The 20,460-nt window shown below is 73.3% G+C and carries 23 protein-coding genes, 1 tRNA gene and 1 pseudogene; 16 read left to right on the forward strand and 9 right to left on the reverse strand.

What is annotated here, in order from left to right; translation table 11 throughout:
* Positions 1 to 134 precede the first annotated feature (134 nt).
* Positions 135 to 359, reverse strand: coding sequence for a hypothetical protein (locus ACFWGN_RS16825; RefSeq protein WP_056762982.1), 225 nt, complete (start codon positions 357 to 359; stop codon positions 135 to 137).
* A gap of 88 nt (positions 360 to 447) precedes the next feature.
* Here ACFWGN_RS16825 and ACFWGN_RS16830 point away from each other — a divergent pair, with 88 nt between their 5' ends.
* Positions 448 to 1,008, forward strand: a complete 561-nt coding sequence (locus ACFWGN_RS16830) for a MarR family winged helix-turn-helix transcriptional regulator (protein ID WP_377618404.1) — start codon at positions 448 to 450, stop codon at positions 1,006 to 1,008.
* A gap of 69 nt (positions 1,009 to 1,077) precedes the next feature.
* Positions 1,078 to 2,172, forward strand: a complete 1,095-nt coding sequence (locus tag ACFWGN_RS16835) for an aromatic acid exporter family protein (RefSeq protein WP_377618406.1) — start codon at positions 1,078 to 1,080, stop codon at positions 2,170 to 2,172.
* An 8-nt stretch (positions 2,173 to 2,180) separates the two neighbouring features.
* Here ACFWGN_RS16835 and ACFWGN_RS16840 read toward each other — a convergent pair whose 3' ends face one another.
* On the reverse strand, positions 2,181 to 2,912 hold the full coding sequence (locus tag ACFWGN_RS16840; RefSeq protein WP_377618408.1) for an HAD-IA family hydrolase: 732 nt from the start codon (positions 2,910 to 2,912) through the stop codon (positions 2,181 to 2,183).
* Between the two features lie 66 nt (positions 2,913 to 2,978).
* On the opposite strand from ACFWGN_RS16840, the pseudogene tmk reads away from it, so the two are divergent.
* From tmk to ACFWGN_RS16855, 3 genes and pseudogenes are all read left to right on the forward strand, one after another.
* Positions 2,979 to 3,599 (forward strand): annotated as a pseudogene (gene tmk, locus ACFWGN_RS16845) (dTMP kinase); the annotation flags it as partial.
* Between the two features lie 170 nt (positions 3,600 to 3,769).
* Positions 3,770 to 4,906 carry a DNA polymerase III subunit delta' gene (locus ACFWGN_RS16850; protein ID WP_377618409.1) on the forward strand — a complete coding sequence of 379 codons (1,137 nt, stop codon included), beginning with the start codon at positions 3,770 to 3,772 and terminating at the stop codon, positions 4,904 to 4,906.
* A 4-nt stretch (positions 4,907 to 4,910) separates the two neighbouring features.
* Entirely contained in the window at positions 4,911 to 5,657 is a 747-nt protein-coding gene (locus ACFWGN_RS16855; protein ID WP_377618411.1) for a hypothetical protein, read from the forward strand.
* Between the two features lie 12 nt (positions 5,658 to 5,669).
* Here the strand turns inward: ACFWGN_RS16855 and ACFWGN_RS16860 are convergent, their stop codons facing one another.
* Positions 5,670 to 6,044 (reverse strand): winged helix-turn-helix transcriptional regulator, encoded by a 375-nt coding sequence (locus tag ACFWGN_RS16860; protein WP_377618412.1) that lies wholly within the window; start codon positions 6,042 to 6,044, stop codon positions 5,670 to 5,672.
* Between the two features lie 111 nt (positions 6,045 to 6,155).
* On the opposite strand from ACFWGN_RS16860, the gene ACFWGN_RS16865 reads away from it, so the two are divergent.
* Together ACFWGN_RS16865 and ACFWGN_RS16870 are read left to right on the forward strand one after the other, a co-directional pair.
* Positions 6,156 to 7,067 (forward strand): NAD-dependent epimerase/dehydratase family protein, encoded by a 912-nt coding sequence (locus ACFWGN_RS16865; RefSeq protein ID WP_377618414.1) that lies wholly within the window; start codon positions 6,156 to 6,158, stop codon positions 7,065 to 7,067.
* A gap of 142 nt (positions 7,068 to 7,209) precedes the next feature.
* A complete protein-coding gene (locus ACFWGN_RS16870; RefSeq protein WP_377618416.1) occupies positions 7,210 to 7,872 on the forward strand; it encodes a histidine phosphatase family protein in 663 nt (220 codons plus the stop codon).
* Between the two features lie 98 nt (positions 7,873 to 7,970).
* On the opposite strand, the gene ACFWGN_RS16875 is transcribed toward ACFWGN_RS16870, so the two are convergent.
* Positions 7,971 to 8,669, reverse strand: coding sequence for an ANTAR domain-containing protein (locus tag ACFWGN_RS16875; protein WP_377618418.1), 699 nt, complete (start codon positions 8,667 to 8,669; stop codon positions 7,971 to 7,973).
* Entirely contained in the window at positions 8,666 to 9,451 is a 786-nt protein-coding gene (locus tag ACFWGN_RS16880) for a GAF and ANTAR domain-containing protein (protein WP_377618420.1), read from the reverse strand. The genes ACFWGN_RS16875 and ACFWGN_RS16880 overlap by 4 nt, the downstream gene beginning before the upstream one ends.
* Positions 9,452 to 9,634: 183 nt before the next feature.
* Here ACFWGN_RS16880 and ACFWGN_RS16885 point away from each other — a divergent pair, with 183 nt between their 5' ends.
* The gene (locus ACFWGN_RS16885; RefSeq protein ID WP_377618421.1) at positions 9,635 to 9,856 is read left to right on the forward strand and encodes a DUF2188 domain-containing protein; all 222 of its coding nucleotides are present in this window, start codon (positions 9,635 to 9,637) and stop codon (positions 9,854 to 9,856) included.
* A gap of 114 nt (positions 9,857 to 9,970) precedes the next feature.
* Complete coding sequence (locus ACFWGN_RS16890) at positions 9,971 to 10,663, forward strand: PAS and ANTAR domain-containing protein (protein WP_377618422.1); 693 nt, start codon at positions 9,971 to 9,973, stop codon at positions 10,661 to 10,663.
* Positions 10,664 to 10,719: 56 nt separating this feature from the next.
* On the opposite strand, the gene ACFWGN_RS16895 is transcribed toward ACFWGN_RS16890, so the two are convergent.
* Positions 10,720 to 11,964, reverse strand: a complete 1,245-nt coding sequence (locus tag ACFWGN_RS16895) for a low temperature requirement protein A (RefSeq protein WP_377618424.1) — start codon at positions 11,962 to 11,964, stop codon at positions 10,720 to 10,722.
* Positions 11,965 to 12,004: 40 nt separating this feature from the next.
* Positions 12,005 to 12,376, reverse strand: coding sequence for a YybH family protein (locus ACFWGN_RS16900; protein ID WP_377618426.1), 372 nt, complete (start codon positions 12,374 to 12,376; stop codon positions 12,005 to 12,007).
* A 150-nt stretch (positions 12,377 to 12,526) separates the two neighbouring features.
* Between ACFWGN_RS16900 and ACFWGN_RS16905 the strand changes: the two genes are divergently transcribed.
* Both ACFWGN_RS16905 and ACFWGN_RS16910 read left to right on the forward strand, forming a co-directional pair.
* Entirely contained in the window at positions 12,527 to 13,171 is a 645-nt protein-coding gene (locus ACFWGN_RS16905) for a LysE family translocator (RefSeq protein WP_377618428.1), read from the forward strand.
* 23 nt (positions 13,172 to 13,194) lie between these two features.
* Positions 13,195 to 13,686 (forward strand): hypothetical protein, encoded by a 492-nt coding sequence (locus tag ACFWGN_RS16910; RefSeq protein ID WP_377618430.1) that lies wholly within the window; start codon positions 13,195 to 13,197, stop codon positions 13,684 to 13,686.
* A gap of 113 nt (positions 13,687 to 13,799) precedes the next feature.
* On the opposite strand, the gene ACFWGN_RS16915 is transcribed toward ACFWGN_RS16910, so the two are convergent.
* Positions 13,800 to 15,104: an MFS transporter gene (locus ACFWGN_RS16915; protein ID WP_377618432.1), complete on the reverse strand. Its 1,305-nt coding sequence runs from the start codon at positions 15,102 to 15,104 to the stop codon at positions 13,800 to 13,802.
* Between the two features lie 71 nt (positions 15,105 to 15,175).
* Between ACFWGN_RS16915 and ACFWGN_RS16920 the strand changes: the two genes are divergently transcribed.
* The 4 genes from ACFWGN_RS16920 (at position 15,176) to ACFWGN_RS16935 (ending at position 18,782) form a co-directional block, all read left to right on the forward strand.
* A complete protein-coding gene (locus ACFWGN_RS16920; RefSeq protein ID WP_377618434.1) occupies positions 15,176 to 16,144 on the forward strand; it encodes a LysR substrate-binding domain-containing protein in 969 nt (322 codons plus the stop codon).
* Positions 16,145 to 16,312: 168 nt separating this feature from the next.
* Entirely contained in the window at positions 16,313 to 16,867 is a 555-nt protein-coding gene (locus tag ACFWGN_RS16925; protein ID WP_191800830.1) for a hypothetical protein, read from the forward strand.
* A gap of 116 nt (positions 16,868 to 16,983) precedes the next feature.
* Positions 16,984 to 18,522 carry an alpha/beta hydrolase gene (locus ACFWGN_RS16930; protein ID WP_377618436.1) on the forward strand — a complete coding sequence of 513 codons (1,539 nt, stop codon included), beginning with the start codon at positions 16,984 to 16,986 and terminating at the stop codon, positions 18,520 to 18,522.
* Positions 18,523 to 18,709: 187 nt separating this feature from the next.
* Positions 18,710 to 18,782 (forward strand) — tRNA-Thr (locus tag ACFWGN_RS16935).
* Positions 18,783 to 18,859: 77 nt separating this feature from the next.
* Here the strand turns inward: ACFWGN_RS16935 and ACFWGN_RS16940 are convergent.
* Positions 18,860 to 19,585 carry a hypothetical protein gene (locus ACFWGN_RS16940; RefSeq protein WP_377618438.1) on the reverse strand — a complete coding sequence of 242 codons (726 nt, stop codon included), beginning with the start codon at positions 19,583 to 19,585 and terminating at the stop codon, positions 18,860 to 18,862.
* A 169-nt stretch (positions 19,586 to 19,754) separates the two neighbouring features.
* Here ACFWGN_RS16940 and def point away from each other — a divergent pair, with 169 nt between their 5' ends.
* The gene (def, locus tag ACFWGN_RS16945; protein WP_377618439.1) at positions 19,755 to 20,438 is read left to right on the forward strand and encodes a peptide deformylase; all 684 of its coding nucleotides are present in this window, start codon (positions 19,755 to 19,757) and stop codon (positions 20,436 to 20,438) included.
* The last annotated feature ends 22 nt before the right edge of the window (positions 20,439 to 20,460 follow it).

A 20,460-nucleotide genomic window follows, 5' to 3' on the forward strand; every position in this document is an offset into this window, starting at 1 on the left:
CGGGGGCGGCGGGGGTGGCGGGGGGGCCGCCGGGCCGGGGCCGGCCCCCCCCGCCGGGGGCGGGCCCTACCGGGGGGTGGGGGTGGTTGTCTCGCCCCCCCCCCCCCCAACCCCGTTCTCGGCGGGGCGGGGACTCAGCCCGCGGTCGGCTCGTCCGTGTGCTCGACGACGTAGCTGCGGCCGTCGGGACCCGTCACGTACTCGAAGCGCGTCTTGAGCTCGCGGTCGCGCTCGGCCTCGGCCGCGGAGACGCCGCGACCGGGCGAGCCCTGCTTCCCGACCTGGGCGGGGCCGAAGATCGGCAGGAACGTCTCGGTCATGCGCAGGCCCAGGGGGCGTCGTCGCTGCTTGTCGGCCATGCGCCTCTCCTCACGAGAACGGTGCAGTTGCATGGTGCACCAATGATTGGTGTACCAAGCATAGGCGAAGCCTGGCTACCATGGCGACATGACCACCTCGACCGAGAGCGCCGGACGCGCAGCCCAGGCACCCTCGACCGCTCCCCGCGAGGAGACTCCCGCCGCGGGCCGCGAGGGCTCCCGCGCTCCGCGCGACAGCTACGACCCCCTCGCGCTCGAGTCCCAGGTCTGCTTCGCGCTGTCCGCGGGGGCGCGCGCCATGGTCGCCATGTACAAGCCGCTGCTCGAGCCCTTGCGTCTGACCCACCCGCAGTACCTCGTGATGCTGGCGCTGTGGCAGGACGCGGCCGCGGGCGAGCCCACCACGGCGACCTCGCTCGCGGACCGGCTCCACCTGGACCCGGGCACGCTCTCGCCGCTCGTCCGCCGCCTCGAGGCCACGGGGTACCTCACCCGGTCGCGCAACGAGCACGACGGCCGCGTCGTCGACGTCACGCTGACCCCGGCCGGTCGCGAGCTGCGCGACCAGGCCGAGCACATCCCGCCCGCGATCACCGCGGCGACGGGCCTGAGCCTCGAGGAACTCGTCGAGGTCCACGCGGCGGCGTCGAAGGTCGTGGCTGCGGCGCTGCGGGCGGGTGTGATCTAGCGGGCTCAGACGGTCGCGCCCTCGCCCTCGCCGCTGCGACCAGGTCCACGGCGTGCCTAGGGTGCGGTGATGAGTGCACCTGCAGTCCCCGACCGTCCGGCGCGCGTGAGGACCGTGGCGACCGCGGCGCTGAGGCAGTGGCATCTCCATCCGCGATGGGCCATGGCGGTGCGCGGTGCCGTCGCTGCCGCCGCCGCATGGCTCGTGGGGATGGTCCTGCCGGAGCCGTTCTCGGACTACCCCTACTACGCCCCGCTCGGTGCGGTCGTCGCGACGACGAGCACGGTCGCCCGGTCTGTCCGCGAGTCCCTGCAGGCGGTGGGCGCGATCCTGGCGGGAGCGGTCATCGCTCGTCTGGCCGACCTGCTCCTCGCCCCCAGCGCGCTGTCGATCGCACTCGTCGTCGCGGTCGCGATCCTGGTCGCGGGCTGGGGCATCCTGGGTGACATGGGCTCGTGGGCCGTCACCTCGGCCTTGTTCGTCCTGATCATCGGCAACGCGGACAAGGTGGGGTATGTCGGGGCCTACGCGGGGCTCGTGGTCGTCGGGGCCCTGGTGGGGATCGGGATCAACCTGCTGTTCCCTCCCCTCCCGCTCGCTGCCTCGGACGTCGCGCTCGGCAGGCTGCGCGAGGCGCTCGCCGACCAGCTCGACCACCTGGCCGAGGGCCTCGACCGGGGCGCAGCCCCGTCGCCCGAGGAGTGGGACGAGCGGCGCCTGACGCTGGGTCCCGTGATCGACGTCTCGCGGCAGTCCGCGGCGCACACGAAGGACGCGTTGCGCGCCAACCGTCGGGCGAAGCGGTACGCCGAGACGTCGCGCACGCAAGGAGCCCAGGCCGAGGCTCTCTCGCTCACGTCGTCGGTCGTGGGAGACCTGACGCGCCTGATCACGAGCTGGGAGACGCAGGACCGGGAGGACCTCGCCTTCGGAGAGCCGCTCCGCCCTCTGGCGAGGGACACCCTGCGTGCCTACGCGGACGCGGTCCGGTCCATGGCCGGGGCGGTCGCGGACCCCGAGCGACTGACACGCGTCGAGCAGGCGACCGATGCGCTGCGTCAAGCGGTCCGCGACGTGCGGAGCGGTTCGGAGGAGGACTACTTCGTCGCGGGAGCGACGGTACTCGCGGTCCGGCGGGGTGCCGCGGTCATCGACGGGAGGTAGCCCGAGCGTCAGGCGTCGGTCACGCTGATCGACCCGTCCTGCCCGACGGCGAAGCGCACCTCGTCGAGCCCGCTCGCCCCCGCGTCGGGGGCCACGGAGGCTCCGGCGAGCTGCGCGAGCGTGTGCGTGCCCTCGACGACGAGCACCGCGCACCCGGCAGCACGACCCGCGGTCACGCCGGCAGGGGCGTCCTCGACCACGAGGCACCGCGACGGGTCGACGCCGAGCCGCTCGGCACCGAGCAGGAACGGGTCGGGGTCGGGCTTGCCGTGCGCGACGTCGTCGGCCGTGACGACGACCGCGGGCGGCACGAGGCCCGAGGCCGCGATGCGTGCCGCGGCGAGCGGACGCGTGCACGAGGTGACGATCGCCTGCCGGGTCGCGGGCAGCGACGCGAACGCGTCGACCGTGCCGGGCAGGATCCGCACGCCCTCGTTGTCGTTCAGCTCGAGGTCGTGGATCCGCTCGTACGCCTCCTCGACCTGGTCGACCGGCAGGAGGCGCGCGATGAGGGTGCGGGCGGGGGTGCCGTGCTCGATCTGGAACGAGTCGGCGTCCGACAGCCCGTACTCGTGCGCCCACCGGCGCCAGTTGCGGTCGACGGCCGGCACGGAGTCGATCAGCGTGCCGTCCATGTCGAACAGGATCGCGTCGAACGTGCGCCCGGCGAACGCGGCGCCCGGCGTGGGGAGCACGGGAGGCTCGGGGAGGTCGGGGCCGGGGACGGGGAGGACGGACATGCCCCGAGGCTACCGGCCGTGCCGGGTCGCCCGACGGGTGTCAGGCGGCCCGACTATCGTGGGCGCGTGAGCACACCCGGTTACTTCATCTCGTTCGAGGGCGGCGACGCCGTCGGCAAGTCCACCCAGTCCCGCCTCCTGGGGGAGTGGCTGGGGGACCTGACCGGCCGCGAGGTCGTGCTGACGCGCGAGCCCGGGGGCACGGAGCTGGGTGTCGAGCTGCGCCAGGCCGTGCTGCACGGCCGGGACATGGACGCTCGCACCGAGGCCCTCATCTACGCCGCGGACCGTGCGCACCACGTGGCCCACCTGGTCCGGCCCGCGCTCGAGCGCGGCGCGGTCGTCGTGACGGACCGGTACCTCGACTCGTCCGTCGCCTACCAGGCGGGCGGTCGGGAGCTCGGTGTCGACGAGGTCGAGCTCATCTCGTTGTGGGCCGTCCAGGGGCTCATGCCGCACGTGACCGTCCTGCTGGACCTGGACCCGGCCGTCGCGGCCGAGCGCCTCCAGGGGAAGCCGGACCGTCTCGAGAGCGCAGGGCTCGACTTCCACCGCCGCACGCGCGAGGCCTTCCTGTCGCGCGCGGCGGCGGACCCGGAGCGGTGGGTCGTGATCGACGCGACCGCCTCGATCGAGGACATCCAGGCACAGATCCGTGTGGACCTCGCGGCCCGGCTCGAGCTGACGCCCGTGGTCGAGGAGGCAGAGGACACGGTCGAGGCGCTGCCCGACGACGGTTTCGACGACTCCGACTCCGCGATCGGCTACGCCCCGGACCTCGCGGACCTGCCGCTCACGCCTCCCGTGACGCACCCCGCCCACCCGGCCCCCGGCTCGGCCGAGCGGACGAGCGCCCCGTGACGGTCTGGGACGACGTCGTCGGGCAGGAGCACGCGGTCGAGCTGCTCTCGACCGCGGCCACCGACCCCGCGGCCATGACGCACGGCTGGCTCCTGACGGGACCGCCGGGCTCGGGCCGGTCGAACGCCGCGCGAGCCTTCGCGGCCGCGCTGCAGTGCGAGCAGGGCGGCTGCGGGGTGTGCCAGGCGTGCACCACGACCCTCGCGGGCACCCATGCGGACGTGACGGTCGTCGCGACCGAGAAGGTGACCATCGCGATCAGCGAGGTGCGTGACCTCGTGGGCGTCGCCAGCCGCCGGCCCTCGCAGGGACGTTGGCGCGTCATCATCGTCGAGGACGCGGACCGCATGGCCGAGCGCACCACCAACGTCCTCCTCAAGGCCATCGAGGAGCCACCGCCACGCACGGTCTGGATCCTGTGCGCCCCCAGCCCGCAGGACGTCCTGGTGACCATCCGCTCGCGGTGCCGTGGCGTGGCGCTCCGGGTGCCTCCGGTCGAGGCCGTCGCTCGTCTGCTGGTCGCACGGGACGGCGTGGACCCGGTCGTGGCCGAGGCCGCGGCGCGCGCCGCGCAGAGCCACATCGGCCTGGCGCGCCGTCTGGCCCGGGACGGCAAGGCGCGCGAGCGCCGGTCCTCGGTCCTGTCGATCGCGCGCCGGATCCGTGGCGTCGGGGATGCCGTGGTCGCCGCGGGCGAGCTGGTCGAGGTCGCCCAGGCCGAGGCCAAGGCCGCGACCGAGGAACGCGACGCGGTCGAGAAGGCCGAGCTCCTGCGCGCGCTGGGCGTCGAGGCGGGCGGCGTCATGCCGCCCAAGCTGCGCTCGCAGCTCACGGACCTCGAGAAGGACCAGAAGCGCCGCGCGACCCGTCACCAGCGAGACGTCCTGGACCGCGCGATGCTGGACCTGCTCTCGCTCTACCGTGACGTGCTCGTGGTGCAGCTCGGTGCCCACGTGGACCTCGTGAACACCGAGCTCGCCGAGACCGTGCAGGCGCTGGCCGAGGACTCGACGCCCGAGCAGACCGTGCGCCGCATGGACGCGATCGGTGTGGCCCGTGAGCGCCTCGACGGCAACGTGGCACCGTTGCTCGCGCTCGAGGCCATGGCGATCGCCCTGCGCCCGCAGGGCTGACTCGATGGCCGAGCCGCAGTCCTGGGAGGGCCTCGACCGGCTCGCGCTCGCACTGCTCGTCGGCAGCCCGTACTCGGTGGACGGCGTGCCCACGCCCTTGGTGGCCGCGACGTGGCCGAGCGACGGGGAGCACTCCCGCAGGGCCGGTGCCGTGTGCGAGCGGGTCGTGGACATGGTCGGGGCGGGTCAGGTCTCGCTCCTGGACATCCGGTACGCATCGGACCGGGCGACTGCCGCCGCGACTCGGCCGATCCCGGTCCACGAGATCGCCCGGGACGCGGTGAGACTGTTCCCGGCCCGGCCTGTGGATCCTGCAGCGGCTCGCGGCGACGTCCCGCACCTCTTCGCCGAGGAGGCCCTGGGCCTGCTGATGTGGCCCGACGGCGCGTCGGCCGCTCCTGACGGCGAGGGGCGGCAGCGCCTGATCGAGGATCTTGGTCGGCTCCACGCCCTGAGTCTCGCCGCGAGCGCGGTCGGCTGTCCGGCCGCTGATCTCGACGTCGATCTCCTCGCGCTCCTCGACGTGCTCGCGAGCGCGCGCTTCGTCGGGGCCGAACCGCCCGATCCCGCCGTCTCGAGCGTGATGCTGCTGCTCTCCGCAGTCGCCGGCGCGGGGGAGGCGGACGTGCTCCTCGAGGCGGCACGGGTGCTGACGTTCCTGGCGGGCCGGACCGGATGGGTGCCCTCCGCGAAGCCCTGGGCGTCACCCGCAGAACTGTTCGGGGCCGACGCCTGGCTCACGTGCCGTTGAGCGTCCCGCGTCTCAGACCGCAGATGCCTCGCGGGCCGCGGCGATCCGCTCGCCGTTGGCCTCGGACCAGGCGCGGATCGCGTCGACCGGGCCCAGGAGCGAGCGCCCCAGGTCCGTGAGCGAGTACTCGACCCGTGGGGGCACCTCGGCGTAGACGGTACGGGTCACGATCCCGTCGCGCTCGAGCGAGCGCAGCGTCTGCGTGAGCACCTTGGGGGTCACGGCACCGATCTTGTCGCGCAGCTCCCCGAACCGCAGGATCCCGGTCCGCAGCGCCATGAGGACGAGCAGCGTCCACTTGTCACCGAGGCGTTCGACCACGAGCCGCGACGGGCAGGTCGGGGAGAAGACGTCGGGGACCTCGTCGACCGTTCCCACAGTATCCATGAGGTAATAATGGCACGTTGAAGTCATTGGTACCCGTTGGATACCGTTGGGATCGACGCGACGCACCGGGCGTCGTCGGCACCCCGCAGGGGTGGGTTCGAGGAGGCTGACGTGAAGGTTCTGCTGACGGGTCGCACGGGATTCGTCGGGTCCGCGGTGCTCGCGGCGCTCACGGCGCGGGGGCACCGGGTGACCGCGCTCGTCCGCAGCGAGGGGTCCGCGCGCACGGTCGAGGCCGCGGGCGCGACGGCTGTCGTCGCCGACCTCACCGACACCGCGGCGCTCGCCGCGCTGCTTGAGGACGCCGACGCCGCGGTCCACACCGCGGCCGCGAGCGACGGCACGAGCCCCGCGATCGACGCCTCGGTCGTCGACGCGGTCCTCGCGACGTTCGACGGCACGGCCCGGCCGTTCGTCCACACGAGCGGGATCTGGGTCTACGGGAGCGGCGACGCGATCGCCGAGGACTCGCCCCTGGACCCGCCCGCGATCGTGGCGTGGCGTCTCCCGATCGAAGAGCGCCTGCTCGCTGCCGAGGCCCGGGGGCGCGTGGTCGCCTCGGTCGTCGTGCCGGGCATCGTCTACGGCCACGGCGCGGGCATCCCGGGGATCGTCGCGGGAGCCCCGCGCGGCGAGGGGCCCGACGGCGCATCCCTCACCCTCGTGGGCAGCGGCACCCAGCGCTGGGCGACGGTCCACGTCGACGACCTCGCCGAGCTCTACGTGCTCGCGGTCGAGCAGGGACTCACGGGGCGCCTCCTCGGCGCGGCCGGCGACAGCGTCTCGGTCGTCGACCTCACGCGTGCGGCGAGCCGGGCCGCGGGGCTGGGTGGCGCCGTCGGGCCGGAGAGCGACGACGCGACCCGTGAGCGCCTCGGCGCCCCCTTCGCCGACGCCCTGCTGCTCGACCAGGGCGTCGCGGACGTGACGCGCTCGCTCGCCCTGGGCTGGAACCCTCGCCGCCCGTCGCTCGTCGAGGAGCTCGAGACGGGCAGCTACGCCCCCGCGGCCTCGCCGCGCTGAGCGTGGCCGGCCCGGCAGGGCGTCCACGCGGCGTTCACCCGATCGTCGCGCGGGCGCCCGGTGGGGGACATCGCGACGCAGCGGACCGGGGCTAGTGTCGCGAGCGACAAGACACCGGAACACCGGAAAGGGCACTACGACGATGACCCTCACTCTCACGCTCGTCCGCCACGGGCAGACCGTCCTCAACGCACGCCGCCACCTCCAGGGAGCGTGCGACTCGCCGCTCACGCGCACCGGGCGAGCCGGGGTGCGCGTGACCGCGCAGCACCTCGCGCGCCACGACTTCGACACCGCGTACTCCTCGCCCCAGGGCCGCGCGGTCCTCACGGCCATGGAGATCCTGCGCCACCACCCCTACCTGCCCATCACGGTCGACGCCGACCTGCGCGAGCTGTCGTTCGGCTCGTTCGAGCGGCGACCCGAGCACGAGCTCGACGCGGTCGTCCCGTGGTCGGAGCTCGTGCCCGCGGTGCTCGCCGGGACGCACGCCGGGGTCGGCGGGGGAGAGCCGGGGGCCGAGTTCATGGCCCGCGTGCGTGGGGTGTTCGGGCGCATCGTGGCCGCGCACGACGACGCCACGGCATCGGGGGCCGGCATCGACCGCAACGTGCTCGTCGTCGGGCACGGGTTGACGCTCGGTGCCTACCTCGCGACGATCGACCCGACCGGGCTGGCGGCGCTGCCGAACGCCTCGGTCTCGACCGTCGAGGTCACTGACGGCCTCGCGCGCGTCGTGGCCGTGGGGGTCGACGTCGCGGGGCACGGCGCGGTCGCGGCGCGGCCAGCGCCCGTCTCTGCCTGACAGGGACCGGGGTAGGCCCGGCGAGGGGCCAGCCCGGGGCTGGGGCCGGCCCGGGGCTGGGGCCGGCCCGGGGCCGCCACGATCCCGGCGGCGTGCCCTCAGCGCCGCTGAGCCTGTGCGACGGTCGCGGCCGCGGTCTCGGTGAGCGAGAGCCCGTCCTGGTCGGAGCGGCGCACGAGCTCGTCGTAGGCCGCAGCCATGTCGACGCCGAGCTGGTAGGCCAGCACACCCTTGGCCTGCTCGACCACGACCCTGCCCTCGAGCGCCCTGCGCAGGCTGGCGAGCAGGTCGACCTGGTCGACCTGGACCGGCTGGACGATCACGAGCGCCGCGACGTCGGCGAAGGTCTGAGCGAGCTGGCGGGCGGAGTCGTCGAGCGGGGCGTCCGTGGCGGCGAAGAGGTTGAGCCCCCCGATCGTCAGACCGTGCCACCGCAGGGGGAAGGCGTAGACGGAGCGGAAGCCCGCACCGGTGATCTCGGGGCCGATGCGCGGCCAGCGCCGGTCGACCTCGCCCGCCCCGACGACCTCGATCGACCGGCCCGTGCGGACGACGTCGACGCATGGACCCTCGTCGTGCTGGGCCTGGTAGAGCTCGAGCTCGGTCGCCCGGTGGGACGTGGCGCTCAGGACCTCGAGCACGTCGCCCTCGCCCTGCAGCAGGAGCCCGGCGGCATCCGCGGGCACGAACCGGGCGCTGTCCTGCACGAGCTGGGCGAGCAGACCGGTGACGTCGTGGTCCTGCAGCAGGGCCGACGTCACGGCGGCCAGTGCCTGGGCGGACGTGCGCGGGTTCATGTCTCCTCGTTTCCTGGCGTCTCGTGCGAGACGATGCCGTCGGTCAGGTCGTCGTGCCGCGCGAAGTTCAGGCGACCTGAGATGACCACCTCGGCGACCTGGTCGAGAGTCTGGGACTCGGCGTAGGCCGTCGCGCGCAGCAGCGCGAGCGCGTCCTCGGGGGCGACGCCGAGCTGGGCCACGATCATGCCCGTGGCCTGGTGGACGCGTGCGCGCTCGGGCCAGGTGGGGAAGGCCAGGGCGTCGACCGAGTCCGGGTCTCCGAGCAGTGCGGCGCCCACGGCGTCGGCGAGGAACTGGGCGTCCTCGATGCCGTGCGCCAGCGGGCCGCGGACCGTGTAGAGCGTCAGGACACCGAGGGTCTGCCCGGCCGGACGCATGGGCACCGCGAAGAGCGTGACCGGCCCGGTGATGCCCTCGGCGAGGTCGCTGAACACGGGGAAGCGGGCGCTGTCCGACCCGTCGACGACCTCGATCACGGTCCGGCCCTCGGTGTAGGCGACCTGGCCTGGTCCCTCGCCCAGGACCTCCTGCAGGTCCTCGAAGCGCGCCGAGTTCCCGTTCGAGGTGCTGACCGTGAGCCGCTCGGGCGTGGTCGAGGACAGCGTGAGGGCCCCGCCGTCGGCCTCCAGGATCTCCACGCACGCCCTGCACAGCCGCACCGCGAGCGGCGCGGACGTGTCGCCGCGCGCGAGCGAGCGCGCGAGCAGCCCCAGCATCACTGCCTTGCCGTCCATGTCGCACCCGCTCCCGGTCCTGTTCTGCTCCTTCCAGTCTTGCATCGTTCGGACGTTCCGGACCCGCGCCTCGCGACCGTGAGATCGCAGGTCGTGGCTGTGCACGTGCCCAGTGGGGCCACCTGCGAGGCCTGGGCAGGGGAGAGGGACTCCTCTATCGTGGAGAGAGGTCGAGACGAGGCCGTGGAGTTCGTGCCCGCGCACGCGGGCAAGGTGCGAGGTCCTGCGATGTTTCCCAAGATCGAGACGTTCCACGAGGACAGCCGGTGGAAGAACCGCCGGGCCGGGACAGCCCAGGTGTTCGCGGTGTTCGACACCAAGGCGGAGGCCGTGCTCGCCGGGCGCGACACCGCACTGCGTGAGGGGGCAGAGCACGTCGTGCGCGACGCGGGCGGGCGCATCGAGCAGATCATCTTCCCGGGACAGCGGCCGTGGGCGGGCACAGGCTGAGCCGCGCACCCGTCTTCGGGCGCGGGCCACGGCACCGCCGGGTGCTTCGGGCGACGAGGTGGGATGCTGGGGAGGTCGTGGGCCCGTAGAGGGGTGTTCGCAGGGAGATTCGACGTGACGACACAGGACAGAAGAGCGGGGGACGACCGCAGGCTCGAGGCGGTCCTGCTCGCCGGGGGGCCGCAACCGGTCGCGAGGTACGTCCTGGACGTGCCGTCACAGAAATGGTGGTGGTCGGACGAGCTCTTCGAGATGCACGGGTTCGCACCCGGTGAGGTCGTCCCGACGACCGCCCTCATGCTCGCCCACAAGCACCCCGACGACCTCGCTCGGGTCGAGGACGTGCTGGCCGACGTCACGAGCACGGGCGCCCCGTTCAGCTGCACGCACAGGATCATCGACGCCAGGGGACGGACGCGGGTCCTGGGGGTCGTCGGGCAGGGAGATGTCGACGGGGTCACGGGGCAGGTGACCCGGGTCGTCGGGTACTTCATGGACCTCACCGAGGCCCAGGAGGCGCTGGTCCAGGAGCAGGCGACCCGAGCCATCAACGCCTCGGCCGAGCGCAGGGCCACGATCGAGCAGGCCAAGGGGGCCCTGATGGTGGTCTACGGGCTCGACGACGACGAGGCGTTCGAGATCCTCCGGCACCACTCGAGCATCACGAACGAACCCGTCCGCGACCTGGCCGCGAGGCTCCTGGACAGCTTCGTCGGCGGCCCGGCGGGGACCTTTCCCTCGCGCGAGGACCTCGACCACTTCTTCGAGACCCCTCGCCAGGCCCGGCAGGGACGCTCGGCGCGCTGAGCGCGCGGGCCGCGCTCCGTCGTCGGGCCGCGTCGCCGGGACGCCGCAGGCGCCCGTCAGGTGCCCGACGGCGCCGCTCGCCGCGAGCGCGCCACGTCGCCGAGGATCACGGCGAGGAGCACGCCGTTCGAGATCCAGTTGATCGCGAGCGGGGACAGCACCGGGTAGGTCGCGTAGAGCAGCCCGAGGGCCGCGACGCCCGCGACGTGCGGCAGCGACCAGGAGCCGCCCGTCGCGCGACGGAACAGGGTGTTGCCCACCAGGTAGACCATGCCCGCGCCGCAGATCAGCCCGGCCGTCCACGGGTCGGCGTGGCCCGAACCCTCGTGGCCGAGCGGGTGCAGCAGGACCAGCTCGTCGGCCACGGCCGTGAGCACGATCCCGACCACGAGCAGGTACGGCACGTAGGTGTAGGCGGTCTGGGCGATCATCCCGGTCGACGCCGACCCGGCGAAGTACGCGGTCGCGCGCCGTTCCGAACGGTCGAAGTACAGCAGCCACATGAGCACGGTCGAGGCGAACGCCGCGAGGAACGCGAGGACCACGGTCGCGGTCAGCTCCAGGTCGCCGAACGCGGTGCCCGTGACGATGATCGACTCGCCCAGGCTGATGATGATGAACAGGCCGACGCGCTCGGCCATGTGCTCGCCCCGCACGACCCACGTCGACGGGTCGGTGGGGCCCAGCACGGGTACCCGGAAGAGCGCTCGCGGTCCCGAGTAGTCGATGAGCACCGCGACGATCCACAGGATCAGGCGCCACGAGTCGTCGGGCACCAGGGCACCCGCGATCCAGAAGACGCCCGACGTGACCTGCCACACCGTGATGCGCACGAAGTTCGTGCCGTTCTCGGGCCAGTGCCGGTGGAGCGCGTACGTCGTCCAGGCCGAGCGCCCCACCTGGATCGCGACGAACGTCCCCGCGAACAGCAGGGCCTTCTCGCCGAACGCCTTCGGGATGGCGCTCGACATGAGCAGGCCCAGCAGCATGAGCACGAGGAGCATGGTCCGCACCGGGAGGCGCTCGGGGTCGAGCCAGTTGGTGACCCACGTGGTGTCGATCCACAGGTACCAGACCGCAGCGCCCAGGATGAGCGTCTGGACGAGGGTGGTGCCGTCGGGGTGGGCGATGAGCGAGTGCGAGAGCTGGGTGACCGCGAACACGAACACGAGGTCGAAGAACAGCTCGATGTAGCCGACCTTGTCCGAGTCGTGCCCGTGCCCGTGACGCAGGACGTCGGTGCGCATGCCCCACGTGCCCGGCGTGCGGGCGTCGGGCCGGCGGGTGCTGGGAGCGCTCATGGGCGCGATCCTCGCACGCCGCGTGGGCGGCGGCGCGCGCTCACTCGACGGTGAACGCCTTGTCCGGCCAGTAGGCCCACTCCTCGAAGTCCGCGACGCGGCCGTCGTCCGCGAAGCGCAGGATCCACAGGTCCCGGTACTCCTGAGGTGAGGGGCCGCCGTAGCGGACCTCGAGCCGCACGACGGCCGTGGCCCCCTCGACCGCGACGGGCGCGGCCGTCAGGGTGAACGTCTCCCCGGCGTCGACGAGCCAGAAGTCCCGGATCTCGCCGTGACCGTGCAGGGGCTCGTCGTAGGGCGAGCGCGCGTAGCGGGCGTCCTCGGTGAACAGGGCCTCGACCGCGCGCAGGTCCTCGTCGCGCCAGGCCGCCTCGTACGCCGCGACCCAGGTCATGACGGCCTCGTGGTCCATGCGTGCCTCCGCTCGTCGGTCCCTCGACCGTAGTCCGGGCCGTACGCGCCCGCATTCGCCTGGTCGTGGGGGCTCGGTCCCCGGCACAATGACTCTCGGCGGGCCCGGTCCTCGCGACGCGCGCGCCACCCGACGAGAAGGAGACCCGGCATGGTCGGCACGGCAGCGGTCCTGGGCATGACGGCGGTCGCCCTGGGCATGGTCCTGACACCTGGGCCCAACATGGTCTACCTGGTCTCGCGCAGCATCAGCCAGGGCTGGCAGGCGGGCATGGTCTCGCTCGCGGGGACCGCGACAGGGTTCGTCGTCTACATGACCCTGGCGAACGTCGGGCTCGCGGCGGTCTTCGTCGTGGTGCCGTGGCTGTACGTCGGCCTCAAGGTCGCGGGTGCGTGCTACCTCCTCTACCTCGCGTGGAAGACGCTGCGCCCGGGCGGGCGCTCCCCGTTCGAGGCGCAGGACCTCCCGCGCGACTCGCGCGCGACCCTCTTCCGCATGGGCCTGCTCACGAACCTGCTCAACCCCAAGGCCGCGATCATGTACCTCGCGCTCATCCCGCAGTTCATCGACCCGACCGCGGGCAGCGTCATGGGGCAGGGGTTCGTGCTGGGCGGCGTGCAGATCGGGGTGAGCATGGTCGTCAACGCGGGGATCGTGCTGGCCGCGGGCAGCATCGCGGTGTTCCTGCGCTCGCGACCCACGTGGATGCGCTGGCAGCGTCGCGCGACCGGCACGCTGCTGGGCGCCGTGGGGGTCAAGCTCGCGATCGACGCACCTGCCCCGGCGACGGCGTGAGGACACGCCGCGACGAGTGGGTCGTGGACAGCGACGGTCTCGCCGACGAGGAGCGGGTACGCACGACGCGCGAGGTCCTCGCCGTGTTCGCGTCCGACGTTGCCGAGGCGGCGTTCGACGTCGTGACACCGGACGGGCCGACTCCGCCGGGCTACACGGACGCTGCGAACCTCCTGCGCCACCGGGCGGGCGGTCCCGTCGAGGACCCGGGGTACTGGATGTTCGACCGCGCGCCGGTCGACGACGAGATCTGGGCCGCTGTCCTGACCGTCGCCCCGTCCTCGTACTTCGCGGACCTCTACGGCCCGCAGGGCGGGGCGCCGATCGTCTCGCTCGCCGACGAGGCGACGTCGTCGGTCGTCCGGGCGACCGGGGAGCGGCTTGCCCAGGTCCAGCGGGTCGTCGGCAGGGACCGGCTGGTCCCCCTCGCGGAGTGGCGTGCGCGTCGCCGTGCGGCCCGCAGCGAGGCCCGACGGCGCCGCTCACCGCACGGGTCCCCCTCGCCCCGGTCCTGACCAGGGGAGAGGTGCGGTGACGCGCGGCGGCGCGTTCCGCCGTCGGGCAGGGGCTCATGTCTCTGACGACGGCCGCGGCCGCTGGCGGCACCTCGACGGTGCGAGGGGCAAGCTCACGACCCTGAAGAGCTCCCTGCCGCGACGGGTGACGGTGTCAGGTTCTGACGGTGGCCTGCGCGTCTCGTCGCGATAGCAGGTTCGCGCAGCGACCGCGACCCCAGTGCGAGGAGGGGCGCTGCGAGCGTCGCTGCCGCCACGAAGAGCGCGACGCCCGTCCACCCGGCGTGCACCCACGCGACGCCCCCGAGCCATCCGAGCAGGCTCGACGCCGCGTAGTAGAAGACGTTGTAGAGCGACGTCGCCTGCGCCCGCCCCACGACCGCCCGGTGCCCCACCCACCCCGACGCGACCGCGTGCGCCCCGAAGAACGCCGCGGTCAGGACCACGACGCCCACCAGGATCACGGGCAGCTGCGGGGCGAGCGTCAGGAGCGCCCCAGCGCTCATCGCGGCCCCCGCCGCCGCCAGGACGCGGCGGCGCCCCCACCGGATCGTCAGGCTCCCCGCGAGCCTCGACGACACCGTCCCGCCCAGGTAGGCGAAGAACACGAGCGACGTGATCGCAGGCGACAGCAGGAAGGGCGGGGCCTCGAGGCGGAAGCCCAGGTAGTTGTAGACCGTCACGAACCCGCCGATGACCAGGGCGCCGTTGGCGTACAGGACGAGCAGGCCGCGGTCGCGCAGGTTCGCGGTCACCAGCGCGCCCACCTCGCGCAGGGTCACGCCGCCCGGCGAGAAGCCCTGTGCCCGGGGCACGAGCAGCACGAACGCCACGGTCGCGACCGCGCACAGCGCCGACACCGCTGCCAGGCCAAGGCGCCAGCCCGCCGCCTCGGCGACCGCGACCGCGATCACCCGCCCACCGAGCCCGCCCACCGACGCCCCGCCCACGAACAGCCCCGCGACCACGGCCGTGCGCGCGGCGTGGACCTCCTCGTGCAGGAGCGTGACGGCCAGCGCGGGCACCCCGCCCAGCGCAGCCCCCTCGAGGAAACGGCCCGCGACGAGCAGCTCGGTCGTGGGCGCGAACGGGGCCAGGACACCCAGGGCGCTCGCGGCCACGAGCGCGGCCCGCATGGCGCGCACGCGTCCGACACGGTCGGCGACCACGGACCAGGGCAGGACCGCGAGCGCGAGACCGAGCGTCGCGGCCGAGACCGTGAGCGAGGCCGTCGGGGCCGAGACGCCGAGACCGGTCGCGACCGCCGGGAGGACGCCCTGCGGCGAGTAGAGCTGCGCGAACGTCGCGACCCCCGCGCACACGAGCGCCACGACCGTCCGGCGATATCCCCGGGAGCCGCGCCGGTGGCCCGTCCACGCTGCAGGCTGGAGGAGGGCGGGCGCCAGGGTCGTGGTCATGCGCCCGACGCTAGGAAGCGCCGACTCTTGCGTCCAATGCATGTCTTGTGATCAACGCATACGCTCAACGCATGGATGCCGCCCTCGACGAGCAGACCCGCCGCCTGCTGCCCCTGCTGCCCGCGTTCGTCGCGGTCGCCGAGGTCGAGCAGGTGACCCTCGCCGCCGCGATGCTGCGGGCCCCCCAACCCACCGTGTCCCGGGCGGTCGCCCGTGTCGGGGAGGTGCTGGGCGTCCCCGTCGTCGAGCGGCACGGACGCGGCATCCGCCTGACCGACGCGGGCCGCGCCCTGCTGCCCCACGCGCGCCAGGCGCTCGCGGCCCTCGGCGCGGGCGTCGACGCGGTCCGATCGTCCGAGGCGCTCGCGCGCGGCACCCTGTCGGTCGCGTTCCAGACGTCGCTCGGCGAGTCCGTGGTCCCGGCGCTCATCAAGGAGTTCCTCACGGGGCACCCCGCGGTCCGCTTCACCATGACGCAGGGGGCGCGCAGGACGTGCCTCGACGCGCTCGCCGCGGGCGAGGCGGACATCGCCCTGGTCTCGCGCCTCGTGCCGGCCCCGCCCGGGCTCGACACCCTCACGCTCTTCCAGGAGCCGCTGGTCCTCATGGTCCCGGCGGGGCACGAGCTCGCGAGGCGTCCCAGCGCCTCGCTGCGGGACGCTGCGCGCTCGACGTTCATCACGCTCAAGCACGGGTACGGCCTGCGCGGGACGGTCGACGCGCTGTGCGCCGCCGCGGGCGTGCGACCGACCGTCGGGTTCGAGGGCGAGGACCTGCACACCGTCCGCGGGCTCGTGGCCGCGGGACTGGGAGTGAGCGTCCTGCCGCCCGCGCGTCACGCCGTGCACGAGGGCGTCGAGCTCCGTCTCGACGAGCCCGTCACGACGCGCGACATCGGCGCGGCGTGGTCGCCGCAGAACACGTCGCCCACGCTGGCCGCGTTCGTCGCGATGCTCCGGGCAGGGACGTCGGTCGCGGGGGTGGGGGCCGTGGGGGCGCGGGCGGTCGGGGCGCCCGACGGCGGAGCGCCCTCGCGCTGAGGCCTCGCCGTGGTCCCCGGCCGCGGAGGTCGTTCCCGGGTGAACTGCCGGGTGTGATCCGCGTCGCTCCCAGTGTCGGAGGGCAAGAACGACGGGCCGCGCGACATGATGTGGGTGACGGGTGACGCCACCGCGGGCCCGCGACGATGCCTCGAAGGAGTACCGCCCATGACTTCCCTGCGCCGCCTCGCCCCCGCCGTCTCGCTCGTCGCGCTCCTCGCGCTCACCGCGTGCGGCACCGACACCGACTCGGGCGGCACGACGCCCACCGAGGAGAGCAGCAGCGCCGAGGAGACCACGCCGGCCGAGGAGACGCCCGAGGCTCTGCCCGACGCAGCCGACCTGACGATCGAGGCGGGGGCCAACGGCGTCGACCTGCCCGACGGGATCGACGCGCCCTCGAACGGTGGCACGGGGGCGGCCTGGACCGCCGAGGACGGCTACCTGTACGTCGTGACGTTCGGGTCGAGCACGTGCCCGACCGTCGCCGAGGGCGAGGCGACCCTCGAGGGGAGCGACGTCGTCGTGACCTTCGAGAAGGTCGAGGACAACAAGCCCTGCACCATGGACATGCGCGCCTGGACCACGGTCGTCAAGGCGCCCGAGGGCGTCGACGAGTCGGCCGACGTGACCGTGAAGCTCGACGAGGCCGGGTCGGTCGTGCTGACCCCGCGCGCCGCAGCGGGCCAGGTCGGCGAGGCCGCGTGGGTCGAGCAGTCCTGACCTCCTGACGGCGCCGGCGGGCGGCACGGGCCGCCGCCCGTGAAGTTCGCGTGAAAGGGCTGGGCGCGGGGCCTCGAACGAGGTCCCGGCCCAGCCCGACCCGTTACCGTTGCCGGGTGAAGACGCCCTCCCGCCGCACGTCAGCGCTGTCCGCTGCGACGCTCGCCCTCGCCCTGCTGCTCGGCGCGTGCGCCCCCTCGCCCAAGGTGCAGAGCCCCGCACAGACTGCGTCGTCGGGTTCGACGGGAACCGGGGAGGAGGTGCCCGCAGAGCTCGCCGAGTTCTACGGCCAGACCCTCCAGTGGGAGGACTGCGGTGGCGGGTTCGAGTGCACGACCGCGATCGCACCGCTGAGCTGGAAGGACCCCGAGCAGGGCACGATCGAGCTCGCGCTCAAGCGGCTGCCGGCCGAGGGCGAGAAGATCGGGTCGCTGCTGACGAACCCCGGGGGGCCGGGCGGTTCGGGCGTCGAGTACATCACGAGCGCCGCCGCCGGGATCGGGGAGCCCGTGCGCGAGGCCTACGACCTGATCGGGTTCGACCCGCGCGGCGTCGGGTCCTCGACGCCCGTGGTCTGCCTCGACGACGCGGCCAAGGACGAGTCGCTCTCTCGCTCGTTCGAGGACAGCGACGAGGGGCGTGCCGCGATGGCCGCCGACCTCAAGGCATGGGCCGACGCGTGCGCCCAGAACACCGGAGACCTCCTGGGCAACGTCGACACCCAGAGCGCGGCACGGGACATGGACATGCTGCGCGCGGTCCTGGGGGACTCGAAGCTCAACTACCTCGGCTTCTCCTACGGGACCCAGCTCGGCGCCACCTACGCGGGGCTGTACCCGGAGAAGGTCGGGCGCATGGTGCTCGACGGCGCGATCGACACCACGCTGTCCTCCGACGAGATCGGGGCGCAGCAGGCCGTCGGCTTCGAGAACGCCCTGCGTGCCTACGTCGAGGACTGCCAGGGCGGCAAGGACTGCCCGCTCACGGGGACCGTCGACGACGGTATGGCGCAGATCCGCGCGTTCCTGGACCAGGTCGGCGAGCGGCCCCTCAAGACGAGCAGCGACCGACGCCTGACGCAGACGCTCGCGTTCTACGGGATCGCGCTGCCGCTCTACAACAACGAGAACTGGTACGCGCTGACGGCGGCCCTCGACGCCGCGATCAACGGCAACGACGGCACCATGCTGCTGAGCTTCGCGGACCTCTACAACAGCCGCAACGCCGACGGGACCTTCAGCGACAACTCGGCCGAGGCCTTCCGGGCCGTCAACTGCCTCGACGCGCGCGGCAACCCCGACCCCGAGTTCATGAAGGAGCAGGCAGCCCAGATCGAGGAGGCCGCCCCGACCATGGGCTCGTTCTTCACCTACGGCGGCATGGCGTGCGTCGACTGGGCCTACCCGGTCGCGGACCAGGAGTTCGACCTGCACGCCGAGGGTGCTGCGCCCATCGTCGTGATCGGGACCACGAACGACCCCGCGACCCCCTACGTCTGGGCCGAGGGCCTGGCCAAGGCGCTCGACTCGGGCGTGCTGCTCACGTGGGAGGGTGAGGGCCACACTGCCTACGGCCGCTCGAACGCGTGCCTCGAGGACGCCGTGGACGCGTACCTGGTCGACGGGAAGGTCCCCGAGGACGGGAAGGTCTGCTGAGCGGGCGTTCCGGGGCTGACCTGTCGTGGCCGGCTCGGACTCGGGCTGGCTCCGGTAGGCCCCGGCGGGCTCCTGAGGGGCCCGCTCAGCGCCGTCGCGGAGGTCGGTTTGTCTCGACGCCCTCGCGTTGGGTACAGTAGCGACGCTTGCTGAAACGGAGCGCCGCAAGGCGGGACGTCCGGTACGCGCCGCCTTAGCTCAGTCGGTAGAGCGTCTCACTCGTAATGAGAAGGTCAACAGTTCGATTCTGTTAGGCGGCTCAGACAAGAAGGCCCGGAACCTCGACGGTTCCGGGCCTTCTGCGTTGTCCGGGCAGGTGCTCTGGACCTGCTCGGGGCTACAGGCAGCCGCCCGCGACCCAGTCGGAGTTGGCGGCCGCGAAGTCGGGGTCGGCCGTGGGGTGCAGGACCCGCATGAGGACGACCTGCTCCGGCGTCCCTGCCGGCTGGAGCCCGTCCTTGTCGCCCTGGGTCTCGAAGACCAGGTAGCCGTCGGGGCCGGCGAGCCACCAGACGTTCGACACCGGTCCAGGGGTCCCCGCGACCAGGTTCGGGTAGGTGGCCTGCAACGTCGCCAGATCGGTGCCGATGCCGACCCCCTCTGCGGTGCGAGGGCCCGCCTGGAGGACGTCGATCCAGACGACCCCCGAGTCGGTGACCTCGACGGCGGACGGATACCCGCCGTCGGAACCCGGGTAGGTCGTGACCCACCGGCCGGGGTCGCCGTCGCCCATGCCCGCGCACTCGTCAGGTGACCAGCGCAGCATCGCAGCTCCGGGATTCGACTCCACCGGGACCCCGATCGCGAGGGGGCCGAGGCCCGAGGTGCTGATGACGAGGTCCTCGAACGCGGGTGGCGCCTCCGCGGCCGCCTCCGGCTCGGGCGGCTCGGTGGTCTTCGGGGCTTCTGTGGTCGGTGCGGGGGTCTCGTCGCGCGGTGCTGACGTGCTCGATGAGGGGGCGCTCGGCGACGCATCGTCTGCCGGGGTGTCGGGGCTCGCGCACCCTGCGAGCACCAAGGAGGCGACCGACGCGCCGACGAGAACACGCATCCGGATGCCCATGCTGCACCGCCTTCGCTGGTTCCACGTCCAGCGTAAGCGCGGCGCGCGACGGTGGAGCCGACCGATGCGGGATCGCAACCTCGTCCGGACCTCCAGGTGACCCGAAGGGTGGGGGCCGGGACGAGCGACCGCGGGCGGACCTCCGCGAGCCACCACCTAGGCTTGTCCCATGTTCACCTTCGGCCGTCGTCGCCCTGTCACCTACGTCCTGGGCCAGCCGGTCAAGAGCTTCCCGGAGATCGCCCCCCAGGTCGAGCGCGGCACCATCCTGCGCATCACCGAGATCGGTGAGGCGGTCCTGCACACCCCGTGCCGCGAGGTGACCGAGTTCGGCACTCCCGAGCTCGCGCAGCTCGTCGACGACATGTTCACCACGATGTTCGTCGCGGAAGGCGTGGGCCTCGCCGGACCGCAGGTCGGGGTGGACCTCCGGATCTTCGTCTACGACGTCGAGGACGAGAACGAGGACCGCCACGTCGGGCACGTCGTCAACCCCGTGCTCGAGGTCTTCGACGGCCCGGGTGACGAGATCGAGGAGAGCGACGAGGGCTGCCTCTCGATCCCCGGCGCCTACTCGCCGCTGGCCCGCCCCGTGAAGGCGACCGTCCGCGGGTTCGACCAGCACGGCAACCCCGTCGAGCTCACGGGCACGCACTTCTTCGGCCGTGCCCTCCAGCACGAGGCCCAGCACCTCGACGGCACCCTCTACTTCGACCACCTGGCGCCCGCCGCCCAGGAGGCCGTGATCGCCGAGATGCACCAGGAGCGCCCCGGCGTCCTGGAGGAGCGCCGCGAGCTGTCCGACGCCCTGGGCAAGGCTCCCGCCGAGTACCCGGCCGAGCCTCTGCGCTGAGAGCTGCCCGTCCGGGCGGGCC

It is taken from the genome of Oerskovia sp. NPDC060338 (assembly GCF_042726295.1).
GTDB classification, from domain to species: Bacteria; Actinomycetota; Actinomycetes; order Actinomycetales; family Cellulomonadaceae; genus Oerskovia; species Oerskovia merdavium.

Bases quoted from the DNA above. Each gene is read 5' to 3' on its own strand.
- ACFWGN_RS16825 (WP_056762982.1), bottom strand. From the start codon at position 359: ATGGCCGACAAGCAGCGACGACGCCCCCTGGGCCTGCGCATGACCGAG.
- ACFWGN_RS16830 (WP_377618404.1), top strand. From the start codon at position 448: ATGACCACCTCGACCGAGAGCGCCGGACGCGCAGCCCAGGCACCCTCG.
- ACFWGN_RS16835 (WP_377618406.1), top strand. From the start codon at position 1,078: ATGAGTGCACCTGCAGTCCCCGACCGTCCGGCGCGCGTGAGGACCGTG.
- ACFWGN_RS16840 (WP_377618408.1), bottom strand. From the start codon at position 2,912: ATGTCCGTCCTCCCCGTCCCCGGCCCCGACCTCCCCGAGCCTCCCGTG.
- ACFWGN_RS16855 (WP_377618411.1), top strand. From the start codon at position 4,911: ATGGCCGAGCCGCAGTCCTGGGAGGGCCTCGACCGGCTCGCGCTCGCA.
- ACFWGN_RS16860 (WP_377618412.1), bottom strand. From the start codon at position 6,044: ATGGATACTGTGGGAACGGTCGACGAGGTCCCCGACGTCTTCTCCCCG.
- ACFWGN_RS16870 (WP_377618416.1), top strand. From the start codon at position 7,210: ATGACCCTCACTCTCACGCTCGTCCGCCACGGGCAGACCGTCCTCAAC.
- ACFWGN_RS16875 (WP_377618418.1), bottom strand. From the start codon at position 8,669: ATGAACCCGCGCACGTCCGCCCAGGCACTGGCCGCCGTGACGTCGGCC.
- ACFWGN_RS16880 (WP_377618420.1), bottom strand. From the start codon at position 9,451: ATGCAAGACTGGAAGGAGCAGAACAGGACCGGGAGCGGGTGCGACATG.
- ACFWGN_RS16885 (WP_377618421.1), top strand. From the start codon at position 9,635: ATGTTTCCCAAGATCGAGACGTTCCACGAGGACAGCCGGTGGAAGAAC.
- ACFWGN_RS16895 (WP_377618424.1), bottom strand. From the start codon at position 11,964: ATGAGCGCTCCCAGCACCCGCCGGCCCGACGCCCGCACGCCGGGCACG.
- ACFWGN_RS16900 (WP_377618426.1), bottom strand. From the start codon at position 12,376: ATGGACCACGAGGCCGTCATGACCTGGGTCGCGGCGTACGAGGCGGCC.
- ACFWGN_RS16905 (WP_377618428.1), top strand. From the start codon at position 12,527: ATGGTCGGCACGGCAGCGGTCCTGGGCATGACGGCGGTCGCCCTGGGC.
- ACFWGN_RS16915 (WP_377618432.1), bottom strand. From the start codon at position 15,104: ATGACCACGACCCTGGCGCCCGCCCTCCTCCAGCCTGCAGCGTGGACG.
- ACFWGN_RS16920 (WP_377618434.1), top strand. From the start codon at position 15,176: ATGGATGCCGCCCTCGACGAGCAGACCCGCCGCCTGCTGCCCCTGCTG.
- ACFWGN_RS16925 (WP_191800830.1), top strand. From the start codon at position 16,313: ATGACTTCCCTGCGCCGCCTCGCCCCCGCCGTCTCGCTCGTCGCGCTC.
- ACFWGN_RS16940 (WP_377618438.1), bottom strand. From the start codon at position 19,585: ATGGGCATCCGGATGCGTGTTCTCGTCGGCGCGTCGGTCGCCTCCTTG.
- def (WP_377618439.1), top strand. From the start codon at position 19,755: ATGTTCACCTTCGGCCGTCGTCGCCCTGTCACCTACGTCCTGGGCCAG.